Annotated in this window: 15 protein-coding genes; 12 read left to right on the forward strand and 3 right to left on the reverse strand. The window is 55.4% G+C overall.

All coding sequences use genetic code 11. The features are described 5' to 3' along the window. Positions 1-349: 349 nt before the first annotated feature. From J5J83_RS00050 to J5J83_RS00105, 11 genes are all read left to right on the forward strand, one after another. Positions 350-1,531 (forward strand): polysaccharide export protein, encoded by a 1,182-nt coding sequence (locus J5J83_RS00050; protein ID WP_212343761.1) that lies wholly within the window; start codon positions 350-352, stop codon positions 1,529-1,531. Between the two features lie 124 nt (positions 1,532-1,655). After that, complete coding sequence (locus tag J5J83_RS00055; protein WP_249115561.1) at positions 1,656-3,890, forward strand: polysaccharide biosynthesis tyrosine autokinase; 2,235 nt, start codon at positions 1,656-1,658, stop codon at positions 3,888-3,890. 41 nt (positions 3,891-3,931) lie between these two features. After that, positions 3,932-5,062 (forward strand): GDP-mannose 4,6-dehydratase, encoded by a 1,131-nt coding sequence (gene gmd / locus J5J83_RS00060; protein WP_212343764.1) that lies wholly within the window; start codon positions 3,932-3,934, stop codon positions 5,060-5,062. Between the two features lie 440 nt (positions 5,063-5,502). Continuing rightward, complete coding sequence (locus J5J83_RS00065; RefSeq protein WP_212343766.1) at positions 5,503-6,801, forward strand: polysaccharide biosynthesis C-terminal domain-containing protein; 1,299 nt, start codon at positions 5,503-5,505, stop codon at positions 6,799-6,801. A gap of 711 nt (positions 6,802-7,512) precedes the next feature. Next, positions 7,513-8,811, forward strand: a complete 1,299-nt coding sequence (locus tag J5J83_RS00070; protein ID WP_212343768.1) for a hypothetical protein — start codon at positions 7,513-7,515, stop codon at positions 8,809-8,811. After that, positions 8,811-9,917, forward strand: a complete 1,107-nt coding sequence (locus J5J83_RS00075; RefSeq protein WP_212343770.1) for a glycosyltransferase — start codon at positions 8,811-8,813, stop codon at positions 9,915-9,917. Before J5J83_RS00070 ends, J5J83_RS00075 begins: the two co-directional genes overlap by 1 nt. 179 nt (positions 9,918-10,096) lie before the next feature. Next, positions 10,097-11,242: a polysaccharide pyruvyl transferase family protein gene (locus tag J5J83_RS00080; RefSeq protein WP_212343772.1), complete on the forward strand. Its 1,146-nt coding sequence runs from the start codon at positions 10,097-10,099 to the stop codon at positions 11,240-11,242. Between the two features lie 53 nt (positions 11,243-11,295). Then, on the forward strand, positions 11,296-12,288 hold the full coding sequence (locus J5J83_RS00085; protein WP_212343774.1) for an FAD-binding protein: 993 nt from the start codon (positions 11,296-11,298) through the stop codon (positions 12,286-12,288). Positions 12,289-12,866: 578 nt separating this feature from the next. Then, entirely contained in the window at positions 12,867-13,805 is a 939-nt protein-coding gene (locus J5J83_RS00095; RefSeq protein ID WP_212343784.1) for a glycosyltransferase family 2 protein, read from the forward strand. After that, entirely contained in the window at positions 13,802-15,052 is a 1,251-nt protein-coding gene (locus J5J83_RS00100) for a glycosyltransferase WbuB (protein ID WP_212343785.1), read from the forward strand. Before J5J83_RS00095 ends, J5J83_RS00100 begins: the two co-directional genes overlap by 4 nt. Then, positions 15,042-15,407 (forward strand): VanZ family protein, encoded by a 366-nt coding sequence (locus J5J83_RS00105; protein ID WP_212343786.1) that lies wholly within the window; start codon positions 15,042-15,044, stop codon positions 15,405-15,407. The genes J5J83_RS00100 and J5J83_RS00105 overlap by 11 nt, the downstream gene beginning before the upstream one ends. 94 nt (positions 15,408-15,501) lie before the next feature. Here the strand turns inward: J5J83_RS00105 and J5J83_RS00110 are convergent, their stop codons facing one another. Further along, on the reverse strand, positions 15,502-15,939 hold the full coding sequence (locus J5J83_RS00110; protein ID WP_212343787.1) for a low molecular weight protein-tyrosine-phosphatase: 438 nt from the start codon (positions 15,937-15,939) through the stop codon (positions 15,502-15,504). A gap of 70 nt (positions 15,940-16,009) precedes the next feature. Further along, positions 16,010-16,747 (reverse strand): PEP-CTERM sorting domain-containing protein, encoded by a 738-nt coding sequence (locus tag J5J83_RS00115; protein WP_212343788.1) that lies wholly within the window; start codon positions 16,745-16,747, stop codon positions 16,010-16,012. Between the two features lie 385 nt (positions 16,748-17,132). Between J5J83_RS00115 and J5J83_RS00120 the strand changes: the two genes are divergently transcribed. Continuing rightward, positions 17,133-18,236, forward strand: coding sequence for an NDP-sugar synthase (locus tag J5J83_RS00120; RefSeq protein WP_212343789.1), 1,104 nt, complete (start codon positions 17,133-17,135; stop codon positions 18,234-18,236). A 177-nt stretch (positions 18,237-18,413) separates the two neighbouring features. Here J5J83_RS00120 and J5J83_RS00125 read toward each other — a convergent pair whose 3' ends face one another. Then, a complete protein-coding gene (locus tag J5J83_RS00125) occupies positions 18,414-18,782 on the reverse strand; it encodes a DUF559 domain-containing protein (protein WP_212343790.1) in 369 nt (122 codons plus the stop codon). Positions 18,783-19,581: the final 799 nt, after the last annotated feature.

Below are 19,581 nucleotides of genomic sequence, written 5' to 3' on the forward strand. Positions count from 1 at the left end.
TGTTTGGCTCCCTCCCCTTCAAGGGGAGGGTTGGGGTGGGGATGGGTTTCAATCCCGTAAGCGCAGGGCCACAAGCAACAAGCCCCCAAACCCAATGAATATCAAACGTTTTTGAAACAAAACTGAAAGCCCGTTTGCGGTGCAGCAATGTCGTGGCAATATCCGGCTGTCACACTCACCGTCCGGAGACATGCAGATGTTGTGAGTCAGCGCTTCTGGCGGTGACCGGGCGCGCAGGGCGGCCTGATGCCGGCACGGTGTGTACCGGTGGTGTGGCGCAGCGGCATCCGGCTGCAAACAGGCACAACCGGGTGCGCAGATCAGCCAGATAATTTTGATAGGCGGTTCCATGGGTTTGCAGAATTACTTTTCACGTCCGGGGCTGGTATTGGGTCTCATCGCGTCGCTGGGGCTGTCGTCCTGCGCAATGGTGCCCGGCATGTCGGGTTCCGCAATGCGCGAGCAGTCGTCGGTGCCCTTGCCGGTCAAACAGAACGACGAGGTCATCCCCGCCAACGTGGCGGTCAAGGCCATTACCGCTGAACTCATCGTCGAGCAAAAGAAGGCCCGTCAGCTGCAGTTGCCTGCCGCCGCCAAACCGGCGCCCGGCAAACTCACAGCCGCCCCCATCGACCCCAACACCCAGTACCTCGACTACAAGCTCGGGCCCGGCGACATCATCAACGTCACTGTGTGGGACCACCCCGAACTCACCATCCCGGCCGGCTCATACCGATCGGCCGAAGCCTCGGGCACCCTGGTAGCCGAAAACGGCACCATCTTCTATCCCTACGCCGGCATCATCCAGGTCAGCGGCCTCACGGTGCGCGAGGTACGCGACATCCTCATCAAGAAGCTCGCCACCTATATTGAGAAGGTACAGCTCGACGTGCGCGTAGTGTCCTTCCGCAGCAAGCGCATCTATGTCGTCGGCGAGGTCGCCAAAGCGGGGCTGCTCGAGATCAACGATATTCCCATGACCATGCTCGAGGCGGTCAACCGCGCCGGCGGCTTCACGACCGAGGCCGACCACGCCAATGTGCTGCTCACCCGTGCCGGCCAGACCTACCGGGTGGACCTGCAGGCTCTTTATGAAGACGGCGCTACCGGACAGAACATCCGCCTCGAGCCGGGTGACATCGTTAACGTGCCCGACCGCCAGCAGAACAAGATCTTCGTGCTGGGTGAGGTCACCAAGCCGGGTTCGTATCTGATGAACAAGCGCCGCTCTACGCTGGCCGAGGCGCTGGGCGACGCGGGCTTCGTCAACCCGCTCACCTCTAATCCGGGCTGGATCTACGTCATGCGCGGCAACACCGACGCGCCTGAACTCTTCCACCTGAATGCTAGCTCGCCCGATGCCCTGCTGCTGGCCGACCGCTTTCCGCTGCAACCACGCGACATCGTGTATGTGGATGTGGCCGATGTGGCGCGTTGGAACCGCGTGATCAGCAACATCCTGCCCACGGCTACGATGCTCAACACGATCAGCCAGACGCAGTACCCGCTGTTTGGCGGTCGGCAGCCCTGATCTTTCAGTAGGGAAGGCGGGCTGACCCCGCCGATCCGTATTCATTGCTTGGCACGTTGCGCCGGTCCACTTGGACCCGCATGCCAAGTATGCGATTGCAACATTTGCTTCTTTCGGACATTGAATGGACAACGAACAGTCGAAACTGCTCGCCGCGAGTCAGGGCCTGATGGCACAAGCGACGCCACGTGCTGAAGATGGCGATGAAGACTTCAACATCGGTGAGATCTTCGCCACCCTGATGCAATACAAGTGGTTCATCCTGGCCGTGACCATGCTCGCCATCGTTGCTGGCGTCTTTGCCGTATTCGTATCCACCCCGATCTACCGTGCCGATGCGTTGCTGCAAGTCGATGAGAAGGCAAGCGGATTGTCCGCATTGACGGCCCTTCAGCCGCTAATGGAAGACAACACTTCGGTCAGTGCGGAGCTTGAGATCATCAATTCGCGCATGGTGCTGGGGCGTGTAGTCGAGCGGTTGAAGCTCGATATCGTCGCACGGCCCGACTATTTTCCCGCAATTGGACGCGCAGTCGCACGCCGCCACAAGGGCGACGCGCCTTCAGAGCCATTGCTGGGGCTCGCAGGTTATGCTTGGGGCGGTGAAGACATTCGGGTTGAAACACTGGATATGCCCGAACCGATGCGCGGCGACGTATTCACGCTGGTCGCGGCGGCGGATGGCCGCTACGACCTATTTGATGAAGACGGTCAGCCTGTGCTGCAGGGGCACGTTGGCGAGCCGGCCAGCGGGGAGGGGGTCACGCTGTTTGTGTCGAACCTGACGGCTCGCGCCGGCACCCGGTTCGAGCTTTCACGGCTGCCGTCCGAAGACGCCATTCAGCGAATTCGCGACAGACTGTCGGTGCGGGAGCGCACGAAGAAGTCAGGCGTGCTCGAAGCCTCGCTCGTTGGCCCAGACCGTCCGAGCCTGCCCTTGGTGCTCGACGAGGTGCTGAACACCTACGTGCGCCAGAATGTCGAACGCCGATCCGCCGAAGCGGAGAACACGCTGAAGTTTCTGGAAACCCAGTTACCCATCGTCAAGAGCCAAGTCGATGCGGCGGAGGTCGCCTACAACAACTACCGTCAGGTGCGAGGCTCGGTCGACCTCACGCTGGAAACGCAAAGCGTGCTGCAATCCGTTGTCGAAGTCGATAACGAGATCGTCAAGCTGCAGCAGCAGCGCGAAGAGCTTCGTCAGAACTACACGGCGCAACACCCCCGCGTGATGGCGCTCGACGCGCAACTTGGTCGCCTTCAGGCACGTCGCGGTGCATTCGAAAAGGATGTCTCCAAACTGCCGGATACGCAGCAAACAGCACTGCGCTTGAAGCGGGATGTGGAAGTCTCCACCACGCTGTATACAAACCTGCTCAATACGGCCCAGCAACTGCGTGTGTCAAAGGCTGGCACGGTGGGCGATGTGCGCATCATCGACGATGCCGCCGTAGCCCGCTTGCCGGTTGAGCCCAAGGCAAAAATCATCCTGGTGTTGGCAGCGGTGCTCGGGCTGTTGCTTGCGCTTGGGGCTGTCTGGCTGAGGCGCACCTTGCGCGTGCTGGTGGAGGACCCTGAGAAAATCGAATCGCAACTTGGTTTGCCGGTGTATGCCACCGTGCCCCACAGCAAAGCCGAGGTCGAGATTGCCAAAGCCATAAAGAGCGGTAAGGGCCAGGCAGAGCAGCTCGCCGTCGTGCAGCCGGAAGACGACGCGGTTGAAAGCCTGCGCAGCCTGCGCACAACTTTGCACTTCGCCCTGCTCGACGCGGACAAGGGTTCGATCCTGATTACTGGGCCCAGCCCAGGTGTGGGTAAGAGTTTCATCTCGCGCAACCTTGGCGTGGTGCTCGCTCAAGCCGGCAAAAGCGTCGTCGTGATCGATGCCGACCTTCGGCGCGGCCACATCCATCGCGAATTCGGTTTCCCGCGCGAGAACGGCGTATCGGATTACATCAGCGGTTCGCAAACCCTGTCGAACATCGTGCGCCCGACATCGGTGCCGGGCTTGAGTGTGATCACCACGGGGCAACGGCCGCCGAACCCGTCCGAAGTGCTGATGCATGCGCGTTTCGAAGAGATGCTCAAGCAACTCGGCGAAATCTTCGACATCCTCATCATCGATGCGCCACCCATGCTAGCCGTGTCTGACGCGGCAATCATCGGTCGCCACGTCGGCGCAACCTTGCTGGTGGCGCGTGCGGGCATGCACCCGATGCGCGAACTTGAGCAGAGCGTCAAGCGACTTGCGCAGGCCGGCGTGCAGGTAAGAGGATTCGTATTCAACGATTACGACCTGAATCGCCAGCGCTACCGTTATGGCTACAAGGGTTACGTCTATCGCTATTCCTATAAGTGAACTGCCCTCGCGGCACCGACGAATTGACTGGAAGAAGAAACATGGCCAACACCACTACACAAAAGATCGCACTCATCACCGGCGTCACCGGGCAGGACGGCGCCTACCTCGCGGAGTTTCTGCTGAAGAAGGGCTACATCGTCCACGGCATCAAGCGCCGCTCGTCGCTGTTCAATACCGACCGCATCGATCACCTGTACCAGGACCCCCACGTCAGCAACCGCAACTTCGTGCTTCACTATGGCGACCTGACCGACTCGACCAGCCTGGTACGCATCATCCAGAAGGTGCAGCCGGACGAAATTTACAACCTCGCGGCACAGAGCCACGTCGCCGTCAGCTTCGAAGAGCCTGAATACACCGCAAACGCTGACGGTATCGGCGCGCTGCGCATCCTCGAAGCGATTCGTATCCTCGGCCTGGAAAAAAAGACCCGCTTCTACCAGGCGAGCACGTCCGAACTCTACGGCTTGGTGCAGGAAATCCCTCAGAAGGAGACAACGCCCTTCTACCCACGTAGCCCTTACGCCGTAGCAAAGCTGTACGCCTACTGGATCACGGTGAATTACCGCGAAGCCTACGGCATCTATGCATGTAACGGCATCCTCTTCAATCATGAATCACCGCTGCGCGGCGAGACCTTCGTCACCCGCAAGATCACACGTGCGATCGCACGCATTGCGCTTGGACTGCAGGACTGCCTCTACCTAGGCAATCTCTCCGCGCTGCGTGACTGGGGCCATGCTCGTGACTACATCGAAATGCAGTGGATGATGTTGCAGCAGGACAAGGCGGAAGATTTTGTGATTGCCACTGGCGTGCAGTACAGCGTCCGGCAATTCGTCGAGTTTGCTGCAGAAGAGTTGGGCATCCACCTGCGCTGGGAGGGGGAGGGTGAAGGAGAAGTAGGAATTGTCTCAGCCGTGACCAATAAGGAGTTGAAGTTAGTTGAAGGCGCAACAGTAGTTCGCGTTGATCCCCGTTACTTCCGTCCGACCGAAGTGGAAACGTTACTGGGTGATCCAACCCGTGCGCACCAACGTCTTGGTTGGAAGCCCAAAGTGACGCTGAATGAGTTGGTTGCGGAAATGGTTCAGTCTGACTACGCCGCAGCCCGTCGAGACGCCCTCGTAAGAATGGCAGGATTTCCAACATACGACCATCACGAATAACTGACGTGATCCAGCGTAGAAGCGAAGAGTGCCAACAATTAGAAACTCGATTGCCGTGCATAATCACATCCGCAAGTCTATGCCGCGAAGGATTTACGAGATAAGTTGCCAAAAATCGAAGTGAGGCAGCCAGCTTAATTTCTATCCATTAAGAATTAGGTTGGCCGCCGTAGACGGAATTCTGACAAGCTAATTCACAAAGCGCCGCTTTAGATCGGACTCTCGGAAAAATGCTCATGTTTGGGATCCAATCGTCCCGATAGTAATTGGAGGCTCATGTCGATTTAAAGAATTAAGTATCCTTGGAAGGATCAAGAGTCAGATTCGGGTTTGCAGCAGGATTTGCGTGATTGGAGATCCCTTCAAGCAATGAGTTTCGCTGCTTCAACTGTCTTAAGAGAGAAATACTAGACGGCAAGAAAAGTCATTAGACTAAACTGATGGAAAATCAAAGCGAACTCACGAATATGACTTCGGGGAAACAAGAGAGCAGGCATGGGTCAAGAAAAGCCATCAATCTAATTATGCTTATCGGTGGTTTCGGAGCGGGGCAGGGGTCGATATTTCTCGCTCAGACGCTCTTAATATCTCAAGGAAAATTAGAACTTCTAACCAAATTCGGAACAAGTTTCTCCTTTGCGATTCTGGCCCTTATGCTTGTGGAAGCAGGGTCAATTACCATCCTTGCAAGGCTTGTGGCCAAGTCAGCTGGCACGATAGGTGCGGAGCAGAAGGTGTGGATTTCATACTCAGAAACAAGCGCATTTCGCTTCACTATCTCAATAATAGTGCTTCTCTTGATTTGGTTATTGTGCGCATCAAGTGTTCTTGATGAATTCAGTCAACGTTATGCAGTCTATGCAGCGCCCGCCTATCTAGTTTGGTCAGTGAACGCCGCTGGCATTCTTGATGGATTGAAGCTAAGTGGAGTTAGTGGTGTGGTGGGCTCAATTGCGTACATATCATCGGCAATAGCATTGATAATTGTATCTAATAGCGTTGAGATCGACGCCGCTAAGGTTCTTGGAGCTGCCTTTTCAATTGGTTACTTGTTGACAGTATATTTTCAGATCCTCGCTCTACGCAGATTTGGATGGAACGTTAAGTTTAGGCGTGTTTCATTGAAGGGCTGCGTAGCTGCTGCGAAGTCAGGCTCCGCCATGCTTGGAAGCTCGTTGCCGGGGCAGTTCTATTTTCGGGCGCAGCTCATAATTAGCAATGCCTTTATAGGTGTAACCGGTACTGCGCTCTTTGTTTATGGTAGTCAGGTGATTGCAGCGATTGCGCAAATGATTGGATTTATTCGGCGAGTGGAGTTTCCCACTCTCGTTGTGGCGCTGACAAAAAATAGAAGCTCAATAGTCTTAACTATTCTTAGGGAGCAAAGAGTCGGTCTCCTATTGGCATTGATTTCATTCTTGGTGTTGCTCTTGGTCGGACTGGGTGGGCATTTCTATCAACCGGAGTTCTTAAGCGGTGCTACCTTAGTTCTTTCTGCATATTCACCAACAATATTCACAAGTGCTATCGCATTGACGTGCGTTCAAGGGTTCGCTGCAATCGGTCGGTATCAGTCAATCACCCTAGTGACAATCTCATCGGCAATTGTGGGGGTGGTGGCCAGTTACTACTCTACGCAGCATATTGGCGTATATGGATTCGCAATTTCAAATATAGCATCGAACGTAGTTTCCGTATTGCTATCGATCTATCTATTGAGTCGAATTGAGAATAAATAACATGAAATTGATCGAAAACGCAATTCAGATATTCTTGATGCTCCTACCTTGGGGCGTACGGCGCCGTGTCCTTTGTGCCGTATTTGGTTTCAGAATTCATCCAAGTGCAAGAATCGGATATTCAATCGTTCGGCCCATGAAGTTAACTATGGCGGAGTGCAGTCGAATTGGGCATCTGACGGTTGTGAAGGGCTTGGAGGAACTAAGGCTCGATAGGTATGCGAAGCTTGGCCACCTGAATTGGGTAACAGGATTCCCTCTTGGGAGAGGAAGATTTTTCTCGGCATTCCCAAATAGATATCCGTGTCTTCATCTTAAAGAACATGCGTCAATACAACGCCGAAGTTTGGTCGATTGCACTGATCAAGTGACTGTTGGTGAATTTAGCTTGTTGGCCGGCTATAGGCATCAGATATTAACTCACAGTATCGATCTTGAAACGGCTAATCAGGCTTGTGCCCCAGTGAGTATTGGTGCGTATTGTTTCATTGGAACTGGGTGTATTTTTCTGAAAGGGTCTGGAGTTCCTGACTATTCTGTACTTGGGGCAGGCTCAGTTCTCCATAAACGTTTTCATGATGAAGGGTTTCTCTATAGCGGTGTCCCTGCAACTGCGGTTCGCTCGATTAACCGGGATATGAGATTTTTCACTCGCGTCAAAGGTGACAGCGATTAGCCAGGGGTCTGGTAATTGCTGATTGAGTTGCTGAAATGGCATATATCTTCCTCTCGATAATCTCGGTGACCCTGGCGCTGATTCCGGTGCAAATTAGTTTGCTCGGGCGCTGCTTGGCTTTGCTTGGGGCCTCTTCGACGTTGATGTACGGCCTGGCTCTTGCCGGTGTAAATGACTCGGAAACCGGACTAGCAGCGTATGCTGTTGTTGAGTCAGATCTTCTTACGGCGCAGGGTGTGAGCGCACTGATGTTCTTGGGTTTGGCAGTCTACGCTGCATTCGGATATCGGCGATATACGGTCTATTTGTCCCGGCCAATAAAGTTCTCGACAGTTCCTGGTGGGCTCTCCGTTGGGTTGATCCTCATGTCTATAGTGTGTGGGGTGTATGTAATTTACGGGCTGGGGTTTGAGACCATGTATTCGTATGAGGGATACGGGTCAATTAAAGCTTTGAATGTTCGATTTGAATCGGATGCAATCGGAAGGGTTGTTACTGGGGCATTTCGCCCAGTTACAATATTATTGATAGGAGTTTCAGTTGCAAATCTAGGTGCGGGCAAGCGAAAGTTGGTGATTTGTGCGATGCCATCGATATTATTCGCTGTCGCTCTTGGATTGGTTGAAGGGAGTCGAGTCGTCGCGATCTATTTCTCCATAGCAGCGGTAGGTCTCTATTTGATTGGAAGAAGCGTGACGGCACTGATCGCGGTCGGAGTTGCCTTCATCTCAGTTGGCTACGCCTTAGAAGCGCGTACTCACGACATTCTGGGCTTGGCATATGTGCCGGAATATCTTCTAGTTGCGTTCGAAGGTGATGAGTTGGTCAAGTCAATTCTTGTAAACCTGTCCGGAGGTCTTCTGCTTGTAACTTCAGCTACGGCGAACGTGGGCGACTCTGCCAGCTATGGAACGATATACAAAGTTCTCTCCTTCCTGCCGAGTATTGGCGCATTGGATGGATTTCAGGCCGTAAAGGATATGTACGAGCAGAGAATCCTGCCATATGTCCCATTTAATGCGTTTGGCGAAGCGTGGCTATTTGGTCCGGGATATATGGTGCTATTTTGGGCAGTTCTCTTTATAAGTGCGGGCTGCGTAAACTCTGCAAGTAGATTCGGGAGAATGCCTTACATGATTCTATTTGCAATTTTTCTCTTGGGAATGATGTATGCGTCACAGTATCCAGTCAGAAATTCCATTCGATATTTCTATGTCCTGATCCTACTAAGGCTTCTCTTGGGATGGGTCCTAGGGCGGCGGGGAGCTGCTCGTCTTGCAAGGCAAGACCATTGCTCTATGCCTGAAGTGGTTTCTGCGGGAGCGAGAATCTAATGAGTACAATTAGGGTGGTTCAGTATCTGACTTCGTTGTCTCGTTCGGCAGGTGGGCTCTACTATTCAGTCTCAGGGCTGTCCAGGGCGCTCCTAGACAGAGGGGTAGATGTGACGGTCGTCGGAGGTATGGGGGGCGACAATTTTCCCGAAGATCGCGGGATTTGGGGAGACGTTAGAGTATCTGCATCTCCATTGCCGGTGGGAAGGTACGATTTCAATTTTGGGGTATTGCGCGAAATCGTGCGACTTAAGCCTGATGTTTTGCATATACAAGGCATCTGGTCTGCTGGTTCAATTTATGGGCTGATTGGTAGGCTCACGGGAATCAAGGTGGTCGTATCACCTAGGGGAATGCTTGATCCTTGGATACTCAAGAGAAGTGCTCGACTGAAGGGGCTGCATTCGACGCTATTTGAAAGACCAATGCTACACGGGGCTCATGTTCATGCTCTTAACGAATCGGAGCGCGCGTCTGTTATTCAATTTATGCCTTCATTGAGAGAACGCGTTTTTGTGCTTCCAAATGGTGTTCCTGATAGCCATCCTCAGAGAGATCTGGGTAGCGTTCGTAATAGAGTTGGTGTTCTCTATTTGGGGAGACTACACCCGAAGAAGCAGGTTCTTGAGCTGGTGAGAAACTGGAAACGCTTCGGTCTTGAGAAGCATGGCCATATCCTTACTATTGCAGGTTGGGGTGATGATGGCTATGAGAGCGATCTTCGGAGTTTAGTTGGCGAATCACCTGCTGTGAATTTCGTTGGATCGTTATATGGCGATAGAAAAATTCATGCATTGCAGAATGCTAGATTCTTTGTCTTGCCGTCATTGAGTGAGGGGTTGCCGATGGCGGTGCTTGAAGCAATTCAAAACGGCTGCATTCCGATTATCACGGATGAGTGCAACCTGCCTGAGCTGATTCGCGATGGGGTTGCTCTCAGGATTGCCTCTGATTTTCACGATTTTGAGTCAGTAATAAATTCAGCATTGACGATGACGGATCTTGAGGTGGAACGGCGCTCTGCAGCAGTTGCTGACTACGCTCGTCGATATCATTGGTCTACGATCGGTGAAAAAATGCATAAGAAATATCTTGAGTTAATCTAGATGGTTTAATTCTTTGTAAATCTGGGTGTTCGGCTGGTTTGTGCGGCATTATGGTCTGGATGTGCAAATTGGATTTAATTTGCATTTTTGATTGGATTTTTTGAGAGTGAGTCCACCGTTGATATGCATATTTGATGCGGTGCTTATGTGCTGATTCTAGAGCAATTTCTGGTGGTGCTATGAAGATTGGAGTGTTGACCTTTCATTTGAGTGAGAATTTTGGTGCGCTCCTCCAAGCGTATTCTCTTCGGAAGTGGTTAATGGATGAGGGGCACGCGGTTGAGTTTGTCAACTATGCGCCGGCGCATCTGGAGAGGGGGGGGGAGTTTCGAAATCTACTTAACCCAAAGTACTTTAAGTCAAATTTAAAGACTTTGTACCTTCAGTTGACATCTTCGATCAATGATATTTTCCGAAATGCAGCGCAGGAATCTGCCTATGCTGAATTTAGATTGAATCAACTTGGGGTTCATGGGGCGCCGGAATCGCGGATCTCGTCGCTCATGGAGTCAATCGATAGTTATGATCTATTGATTACCGGGAGTGATCAAGTTTGGAATCCATCTGCGCAAATAGGCATTGATCCGGCGTATTTTTTGCACTTCGATCAGCGGCCGCGTGCGAGACGAATTTCCTATGCGGCCAGTTTTGGTCGAGATGAGTTGAACGCGAGGTTTCATGATGAAGCTCGTGGGTATTTGTTGGACCTGGACGCTATTTCTGTGCGGGAGAAGAGTGGAGTAGATATTGTTAGGGCGATCTCTGGGAGGGATAGCGCATGTGTGCCTGATCCAACGATCTTGCTCGGCGATTTTTCATGTCTGGTTAAACAATCTACTGACGACCGGGAAGGGCATGTGTTTTGTTATGCGCTTCGATCCGCTTCAGGTGTGCGCGCGGCAGCGCATCTTGCTGCTAAACAGTTCTCTACAAATATTATTTCGCCAAATAATCCGCATCGCAGGTGGCGCGAGATAGGCCGAACGGTCTTTCCTGGTCCAGCTGATTGGGTGGCGCAATTGTCGCGTGCCAAGTTTGTCGTGACTAATTCATTTCATGGGGTAGCCCTCTCGTTAGTCATGAAGCGGCCCTTTGTGTCGATTGGGCTGCCGGGATCAAGGGCGGGAATGAGCGCCAGAGCAAGGAACTTATTGAGCAGCGTCGGTTTGATGTCTCGGATGTTGCCCGCGGACGCGAGTGTGAGGGCCATCAGCGAGGTGATTGATGCGCCGGTGGATTGGGGTCGAGTTGATAGTGCGCTACAGCAGTTGAGAGAGCAGGGTGAAAGTTTTCTGAGATCTCATTTGGTAGGAGGAATCCGGTGATGGGGAACTTGGGGGAAATATCGATTGAGTGCGCACCCACCAATGAGCGCGATATGAGCTTTCTCGAGCGTATTGAGAGATTCGGAATTGCGTATTCACGTGATGTTTCGCTGAGTCAGTTTAGCTATATGCGGACGGGCGGCGTGGCGGACGTGGTCCTCTTCCCAGCGGATAGAACGCAGCTTTCCGAATGCCTTAAGGCAATTTCTGAATTTGATCTATCGTTCAAGGTCATAGGAAACACCTCGAATCTCCTCTTCCTGGATGGAGCGCGCTATGGGTGTTTGCTCTCGACTTCGAGGTTGGTGAGTATCGGGATCGAAGATGAGGGAACTATCGTTGCCGAGGCTGGTGTGATGATGCCGGATCTCTCTCGATTCGCTTTGCAGCATAGTCTCACCGGAATGGAGGGGCTAGAGGGCATTCCGGGGACGGTGGGAGGCGGCATCTTCATGAATGCCGGTGCCTACGGTTCCGAAATCAGAGATACCCTTGTGGAGGTTGAGGCGGTGGATTCCCAAGGGAATTTCAGGAAGTACTCCTTGGATGAGGTCGGCTTGACGCATCGGTCGTCGATCTTCCGGAAGGAGAGGGCGGACGAGTTTGTATTTTCTTGCAGGTTCTTCCTAGCGAAGGGCGACGAGCGGCGAATATTCTCTCGGATGGAATTGTTCCATGCAAAACGACATCGATATCAGGACTTCATGTACCCGAGTTTGGGTAGCATCTTCTCCGGATCACCTTACCGGGTGCTTGCCAAGCAGGACTTTCGTTTTGGCTTCGCCGCAAGGATTCACATGCTGTTGACTCTCAAGGATAAGCTATTGGGTCGAGAGTCCCCAATTAATCGCCGTTGGCTGAATGATGCTGCGGTGAAGCGATTTGATTGGAGGTTCGATAAGCAGCCGTTTTCTGACAAGACGATTAATTGTCTTGTGAACCGAGGCCAGGGTACCGATGAGATGGTTCGATTCATCAGGTTGCTTGAAAAGATGATGAAGGGAGAGGTGCCTCTCGAGAACGAGATTGTCGAGGCCTTTCGATGACTCAGGTTGAACACGGCGGCCGTATATATGTCGATAGCTATTCCGTTTCGGATCGCGTGCGTCGTGGTGTCTGGAATGTGGTCCGGGCGGTGGCCTTTTCGATTCTTAGAGGGGCTATTTTCAACCGGGTCCGAATTGGGTTGCTGAGGCTCTTTGGTGCGAAGATGGGGCGTGGCTGTAAAGTTGCTGCGTCGTGCCGAATCTGGACCCCTTGGACGCTTGTGGCGGGCGATTATGTTTGCTTGGCTGACGGAGTGGACTTCTACTGCGTGAGCACTATTCGCCTGGGAAGTTACTCGACGGTCAGTCAAAGGGCCTTTATTTGTACTGCATCTCATGATATTGGCTATCTGGAGCGCCCGCTCACGCATGCACCCATCAGTGTGGGCGCCCATGCGTGGGTGTGCGCTGAAGCATTTGTCGGACCTGGTGTCTCTATCGGTGAAGGAGCAGTGGTTGGTGCGAGGGCGGTCGTGGTATCTGACGTGGCCGACTGGGCTGTTGTGGCCGGTAATCCAGCGCGAGTCATAAAGAATCGAACTGTCGCTCCTTATGCGTAATCTATTAGGCTGAATGAAATGGCGTTGCTAACTGTAATTCTGCTCACCTATAACGAGGAGGTGCATATTCAGCGTGCGCTGGATTCAATAGGGGGCATCGCAGACGAAGTTTACGTTGTTGACTCGTATTCATCTGATCGTACGGTGGATATAGCGAAGGCTTTTGGCGCCAAGGTGCTGCAGAACAAGTTTGTGAATCAGGCAAAACAGTTTCAATGGGCTCTGGAGAATTGCCCAGTTAGTACGCCATGGGTAATGCGGCTGGATGCTGATGAGGTGATTGACAAGGGGCTTGGGGACAAGATTCGCCTGGAGCTTCCTTTGCTTCCATCTGACGTGGCTGGGGTTAATCTCGATCGTAAACATATTTTCATGGGACGTTGGATTCGGCACGGTGGGCGCTACCCGGTCAGGCTGCTTCGTATTTGGCGGCGAGGTCAGGGGCACATGGAGAGTCGCTGGATGGATGAGCACATCGTAGTTAGCGGTGGTCGGACGGTTGTATTCAAGGGGGGCTTCGCTGACCACAATCTTCATGACTTGACTTACTTTACGACAAAGCACAACCAATACGCGACGCGTGAGGCTATTGAGGCTATCAATCAGAAGTATTGTTTTTTTGACAGGGATAGTTCGTTCGCTAACGGGAATGCTTCGAAACAGGCGTTGGCAAAGAGAGTGCTGAAGGAGAGGTTTTATAACAGACTCCCATTCACTATTAGTGCGTTCGGGTATTTTGTCTGGCGATATGTGTTTCAGTTAGGTTTTCTCGATGGACGTCAGGGTTTGATTTATCACTTTCTGCAAGGCTATTGGTACCGCTTTCTGGTCGGTGCGAAACTCATGGAGTTTGAGCGAGCGATTGCGCATCTCAAGGACAAGGACGAGATAGCGGCGGAGCTTACCCGGCTGACTGGATTCGATCTGGTGGCTGAACGACAGAGGGCAAGGCTGTGAAGCTGTTGATTTACAGCCTCAATTACGCACCGGAGTTGACCGGGATCGGCAAATACAGCGGCGAAATGGCCGCGTGGCTTGCAGCTGCCGGCCATGAGGTACGCGTGATTACGGCGCCGCCCTATTACCCGGATTGGAAGGTAAGTGCCGGATATTCGGCATGGCGCTATTCGCTCACAGCACGCGACAACGTTCTGGTTTGGCGTGCGCCCCTTTGGGTACCGGCCAAGCCTTCTGGATTGAAGCGCCTTTTGCACTTGGCGAGCTTCGCAGCTTCGAGCTTTCCGCTGATGTTGCGGCAAATGTTCTGGCGGCCGGATGTAGTGTGGGTGGTGGCACCCGCCTTGGCGTGTGTTCCCGGGGCGCTGCTTTGCGCGCGGCTGAGTGGCGCGAAGGCGTGGTTGCATGTGCAGGATTACGAGGTGGATGCCGCCTTTGACATGGGCCTGGTGAAGGGCCGCGGTATCAGGAAGATGGCTCTTGGTGTCGAGCGCTGGCTGATGCGCCGCTTCGATCGCTTCTCAACCATTTCGGGCCGCATGTTGGCCTTGGCGCACGGCAAGGGTGTGGATGCCGACCGTGCGGTGCTGTTTCCCAACTGGGTGGATCTGTCGGCGATTGCGCCGCCGGTTGCTGACGCCGAGGTGAGCGAGGCGTCGGGCTATCGGGGCGAGTGGGGAGTATCGCGTGAGCAGTTGGTAGCGCTGTATTCCGGCAACATGGGCGGAAAGCAGGGGCTGGAGGTGCTTGCCGATACGGCGCGATTGCTCTCAGATGAGCCTGGGGTCCAATTCATTTTCTGTGGGAATGGCGCGGGTCGGGCGGATCTGGAGTCGCGCTGCGAGGGCTTGCCCAATGTGCGTTTTCTCGACCTTCAGCCGCTTGAGCGGCTGGGCGAGTTGCTGGGCGCGGCGGATATTCACTTGTTGCCGCAGCGGGCGGACGCGGCGGACCTGGTGATGCCGTCGAAGCTTACCGGCATGCTTGCCAGTGGCCGTGCGGTGATTGCCACGGCCAATCCAGGTACCGAGCTTGCCGCGGTGGTAGAGGGTTGTGGGCTCGTGGTGCCGCCAGAAAGCCCTGCAGCCATGGCTGGGGCGATCCGCAAACTCATGGACGAACCAGGCTTGCGGCTCTCTCTTGGCGCGCAGGGCCGTCGATATGCGGAAGAGCACATCGACAAGCAGACGGTGTTATCCAGGTTCGAGAAGATGTTGGTCGAATGCAGGGGCGCAGGTGCTGCGTGACCTGCGCTGGGGGCGCATTGCGGTGGCCTTGGTGCTTACGCTCGCGTTGCAGCAGGTCTTGATGATTCATGCGGTGCGCGTGTTGTATCTGCCTTTTGATAAATGGGTGCATGCGTCGTCGTTTGTGTTGGTGACCTTGTTGTTTGCGTGGGCGCTAGGGGTTCGAATGGTGTGCATCGCGGCGTTGATGCTCGGGCTTGGGGCGCTTGATGAGGTCACGCAGATATTTTTGCCGGGGCGAACTGCGAGCGTGGGGGATTGGCTTGCGGATGCGCTGGGGGTTGGGTTGGCCGTGGCGGGGCTTTGGGTTTGGTGGCGGTTGAAGCGGCCGAAACCCCGGCTACGCCCCCCTTGAAGGGGGAGGAGCTCTGTTCCTTCCCTTTCCTTGAACATACAAGGGGAAGGATCTTGCTAATCGAAAGACGTCTCGTGAAGCGCAAAACACTCAATCAGAGCTTCGCGATCCATTTTTCGACTGCCCCGGCAATGGCCTGGTGAACTTCTTCGTGCACGTCTTCGCCGCGGCGATAGGGGTCGGGGATCTCGGCCTTGTTCCAGTGCCCAAGGTAAAAGGTCTTGCCGCGGGCGGTGGGGTCGAGGTCGGTGACGGCGTCGAAGTGGTGCTTTTCCATCACCAGGATCAGATCGGCCCAGCGCGTGAGCTCGGTGTCGAGCTGTTGGGCGCGGTGACCGTCCAGTGCGGTGCCGTGCTTGCGCGCGACGTCCTGGGTGGTGTCGTCCGCCGGGTGGCCCACGAGGGCGCCGATGCCGGCAGAGCGCACTTCAACCTTCTTGCCTGCGGCGGCAAGCCGCTCGCGCAGCAGGAATTCGGCCAGCGGGCTGCGGCAAATGTTGCCCGTGCACACGGTGAGGATTTTCTCGAACATTTCGCCACCAGAATGAAAAAGCCGGCGCCCCAGTGAAGGAGCGCCGGCTCGGGATTGTAGTGCTTTGCGATCAGGCCTGCTTGCGGCGGCGCAGTGCGCCGAGGCCGGCAAGACCGATACCGAGCAGAGCCAGCGTGGTGGGCTCGGGCACGGTGGAGGCGGTCACGTTGGCGAGGCGGAAGGTGCCGTCGATGGCGCCGTTGGGGTTGGCACCGGTGGCATCCATCAGGCCAAGGATGGCGCCGAAGCCGGGCCAGCCCGAAGCGACTTCGTTGACGGCCACGGTGAAGCCGTCGGTGAAGAGGCTGTAAGCGATATTGAGCACGCCACTGCCGTTGGGGTTACTGAACACCGGGCCGCCGAGCATCGCGTTCAGCGTGGCGATGACCGAGTTCGAGGTGCTGCCGTCGTAGGCCAGCGAGAAGCTGTTGCTGGTCAGGAAGGTCGAGGGAACACCGGTGTTGAACAGGAAGTTGTATGTGCCGGGGGTGGCGCTGCTGAAGCCCAGAAGGCCGGAGAACAGCTGCACGACGGGCGCGGCGGCGAAAGTGGCCGGGGAACCGGGGCCGCCCCAATCCACGGTGGCGGAGCCGCCGGTGTAGACGGTGTACTGGCCGCTGGTGGGGACGACGAGGTGCAGATCGCCATTGAGGCCAGAGAAGGCGAAATTGTAGCTGCCCGGGGTGCCATCGTTGAGGCCGGTGATGGCGAAGTTGCCAGCCAGGCTGTTGGACACGGTGTAGGCGAAGGACGGGGCGGCAGCGGCAGAAAGCACTGCTGCAGTGGCGAGCATGGCGATTTTTTTCATGAGCTTACCTTTAGAGTCTGTTGAGTCGGTTCTGCAGCTGATATGTTGCGACGACGATTATTTTGCCCGATTGCCATATGTTGCGATGTAACAAGGCATGACGTTGGAGCTATGCAATACATGACAGCAATATGCATGCCGATATACGTATCAGCATGATAGGAAAGGGAAAAAGCTTTCAAATGGAATGAGGTTGGGTGCGAGTGTAAAGAAAACCGACATTGTTGTGTCGCAGCGTGAATGTCGTTTGGTTGATTAGATGCTTCTGTGTTTTCATTACACGTGAATTCCGCATCCCCCGCGCTGCATCGCGGCCGACCGAGCGAGGCTGGCCGTCGGGTGCGGATGGGGTGATCATGGCGCAATGCACTTCAGGGAGTTGAGAATGGCAAAGGGAATGATTCTGGCGGCAGGACAGGGAACGCGGGTGCGACCGTTGACGAAGGATCTGCCCAAACCGATGGTGCCGATCCTGAACAAGCCGGTGCTCGAGTATTTGGTTGAACACCTCGCCAAGTTCGGTGTTCGCGAAATCATGATCAACGTGGCATTCAACCACTACAAGATCGAGAACTACTTTGGCGACGGGCATCGCTGGGGGGTGGAGATCGGTTATTCCTACGAGGGCCGGCGGGACTACGGCGAGATCGTGCCCAAGGCGATGGGGTCGGCCGGTGGCATGCGCAAAATCCAGGATTTCGGCGGTTTCTTCGACGAAACCACGCTGGTGATGTGCGGCGATGCCATCGTCGACCTCGATATCGGTGCTGCGCTCGACGAGCATCGCTACAAAGGTGCAATGGCCAGCGTGGTGACGCTGGATGTGCCGCGCGAGCAGGTCAAGAACTACGGCGTAGTGGTGGCCGACGAGGAGGGCCACGTCAAGGCCTTCCAGGAGAAACCCAGCCCCGAAGAGGCGCTGTCGACGCTGGCCAGTACCGGCATCTACATTTTCGAGCCGTCGGTCATCGACCTGATCCCGCCCGGACGCGAGTTCGATATCGGCAGTGATCTGTTCCCGATGCTGGTCGACCAGGGCTTGCCGTTTTACGCCCAGAAGCGCTTCTTCAACTGGATCGACATCGGTCGCCTCACCGACTACTGGGAAGTGCTGCAGCGCGTGCTGCGTGGCGAGGTGGCGCAGATGGAAATGCCCGGCCGCGAGATCCGGCCTGGCGTGTGGGTGGGGCTCAATACCTCGATTGCGTGGGACAGCGTGCAGATCGTGGGGCCGTGCTACATCGGCTCCAATGTGCGCATCGATCCGGGCGTGTCGGTGATCGGCCCGACCTGGATCGGCCGCGGTTGCCATCTGCGGGCCGGTTCGCGGGTCGAACGCAGCGTGCTGTTCGATTACACCCGGGTGGGCGAGGGCCAGACGGTGGAGGAGAAAATCCTCTCCTTCCAGTACTGCGTGGACCGCAGCGGCCAGACCACCTACGTGGGCGACGATACGGCGGACCTGCGCTGGGGGGATGCGCGCGGCTGATTGCCGTTCGCACCGCCACCGGCAGCCCCGCCGAAACGGCCGGGTTGCCGATGTTGATTGTTGTGCGATGTGGTGTTTTTGTCGTTCAGGGGTTTGTATTACATCTGGATGAATGGCGCATCACGGTGTAAAAAAATCCGACACTTGCGGTGGCGACACCGTTTCTCTCCCTCCCCTTCAAGGGGAGGGCTGGGGTGGGGATGGGTTCAACTCCCCCGCAATAACAGCCACCACCGCGTCCGGTTGCGCCAGGACGTCGTTGTTCCAGAAGCGCAGCACACGAAAACCCGCCTCTTCCAGCGCGGTCGTTCGTGTCGCATCCTGCACGGCGGCATCCGCATGCTGGGAGCCGTCCACTTCAATGACGAGCCGGTGTTCGAGGCATACGAAATCGAGGATATAGACTTCGAATGGATGCTGCCGACGAAACTTGACGCCGAGTTGCCGGCCACGCAAGCGCCGCCAGAGCTTTCGTTCCGCGTCGGTCATGGATTTGCGCAGGTGCTGGGCGAATGGCTTGGTTGTGGTTTCGGTCTGGCCGTGCATTGCTGTCTTCTCCTTTACGCGTACTGGAATGTGCGGAAACCTGCTCCCGGCCCGGTAGCCGGCACCGGGAAGCGTTGTTCAGAAGGCAGCGAGCGATGCTCACCGATACGCTGCCTTAACCCCCTTGAATGGGAGGGAACAAAGAGCTACCCACCGGAACCTGATTAGCTGGTCCCTTCCCCTTCAAGGGGAAGGACAGGATGGGGATGGGTTTGAAGTGCCGCCACCAAAACCCATCCCCACCCCAGCCCTCCCCTTGAAGGGGAGGGAGAAAAACGGAACCACCCGGACCTCAATAGCAAGATCCCGCCCATTCAAGGTAGCGAAGGCGGGGTTTCGGCGAGCATCGCTCGCTGCCGTCTGAACGACAGCGCGTCATCGCGCTGGCTACCGGGCTGGGGTGGGGATGGGTTTCAAATGCTGCCCGCAGAACCCATCCCCATCCTGTCCGGAGGGCCGGCTTTGCACAGCCGACCCGCTCTGCCAGCGCGAAGCGATGCTTCACGAAACCCCGCCGCCGCCCCCTTGAAGGGGAAGGGACCAGCTAATCAGGTTCGGGTGGGCGGCTTCTTGCTTCCACCCCACAATGGTTTCGAAGGCGGGCACCGTCCAGGTGTGAGGCGTCGTGTGCAATATTGCAATAGAATGCCGCTATGCATGCAAACATCATTCATCACGGCGCATTCAAGGGCGTCACCGGGTCGTGCCATCAGCTCTTCATCGACGATGCGCACAGCCTGCTGATTGACTGCGGCTTGTTTCAGGGGGCGGAGACGGCGCCCGACGGGCGGGCGCCGTC

Origin of the sequence: Azoarcus sp. L1K30 (assembly GCF_018122735.1) — a bacterium.
Classification (GTDB): Bacteria; Pseudomonadota; Gammaproteobacteria; order Burkholderiales; family Rhodocyclaceae; genus Parazoarcus.

Coding starts and splice junctions, on each gene's coding strand:
- J5J83_RS00115 (WP_212343788.1), bottom strand. CDS start 16,747: ATGAAAAAAATCGCCATGCTCGCCACTGCAGCAGTGCTTTCTGCCGCT.
- J5J83_RS00070 (WP_212343768.1), top strand. CDS start 7,513: ATGGCATATATCTTCCTCTCGATAATCTCGGTGACCCTGGCGCTGATT.
- J5J83_RS00080 (WP_212343772.1), top strand. CDS start 10,097: ATGAAGATTGGAGTGTTGACCTTTCATTTGAGTGAGAATTTTGGTGCG.
- J5J83_RS00125 (WP_212343790.1), bottom strand. CDS start 18,782: ATGCACGGCCAGACCGAAACCACAACCAAGCCATTCGCCCAGCACCTG.
- J5J83_RS00110 (WP_212343787.1), bottom strand. CDS start 15,939: ATGTTCGAGAAAATCCTCACCGTGTGCACGGGCAACATTTGCCGCAGC.
- gmd (WP_212343764.1), top strand. CDS start 3,932: ATGGCCAACACCACTACACAAAAGATCGCACTCATCACCGGCGTCACC.
- J5J83_RS00055 (WP_249115561.1), top strand. CDS start 1,656: ATGGACAACGAACAGTCGAAACTGCTCGCCGCGAGTCAGGGCCTGATG.
- J5J83_RS00120 (WP_212343789.1), top strand. CDS start 17,133: ATGGCAAAGGGAATGATTCTGGCGGCAGGACAGGGAACGCGGGTGCGA.
- J5J83_RS00050 (WP_212343761.1), top strand. CDS start 350: ATGGGTTTGCAGAATTACTTTTCACGTCCGGGGCTGGTATTGGGTCTC.
- J5J83_RS00085 (WP_212343774.1), top strand. CDS start 11,296: ATGAGCTTTCTCGAGCGTATTGAGAGATTCGGAATTGCGTATTCACGT.
- J5J83_RS00095 (WP_212343784.1), top strand. CDS start 12,867: ATGGCGTTGCTAACTGTAATTCTGCTCACCTATAACGAGGAGGTGCAT.
- J5J83_RS00075 (WP_212343770.1), top strand. CDS start 8,811: ATGAGTACAATTAGGGTGGTTCAGTATCTGACTTCGTTGTCTCGTTCG.
- J5J83_RS00065 (WP_212343766.1), top strand. CDS start 5,503: ATGGAAAATCAAAGCGAACTCACGAATATGACTTCGGGGAAACAAGAG.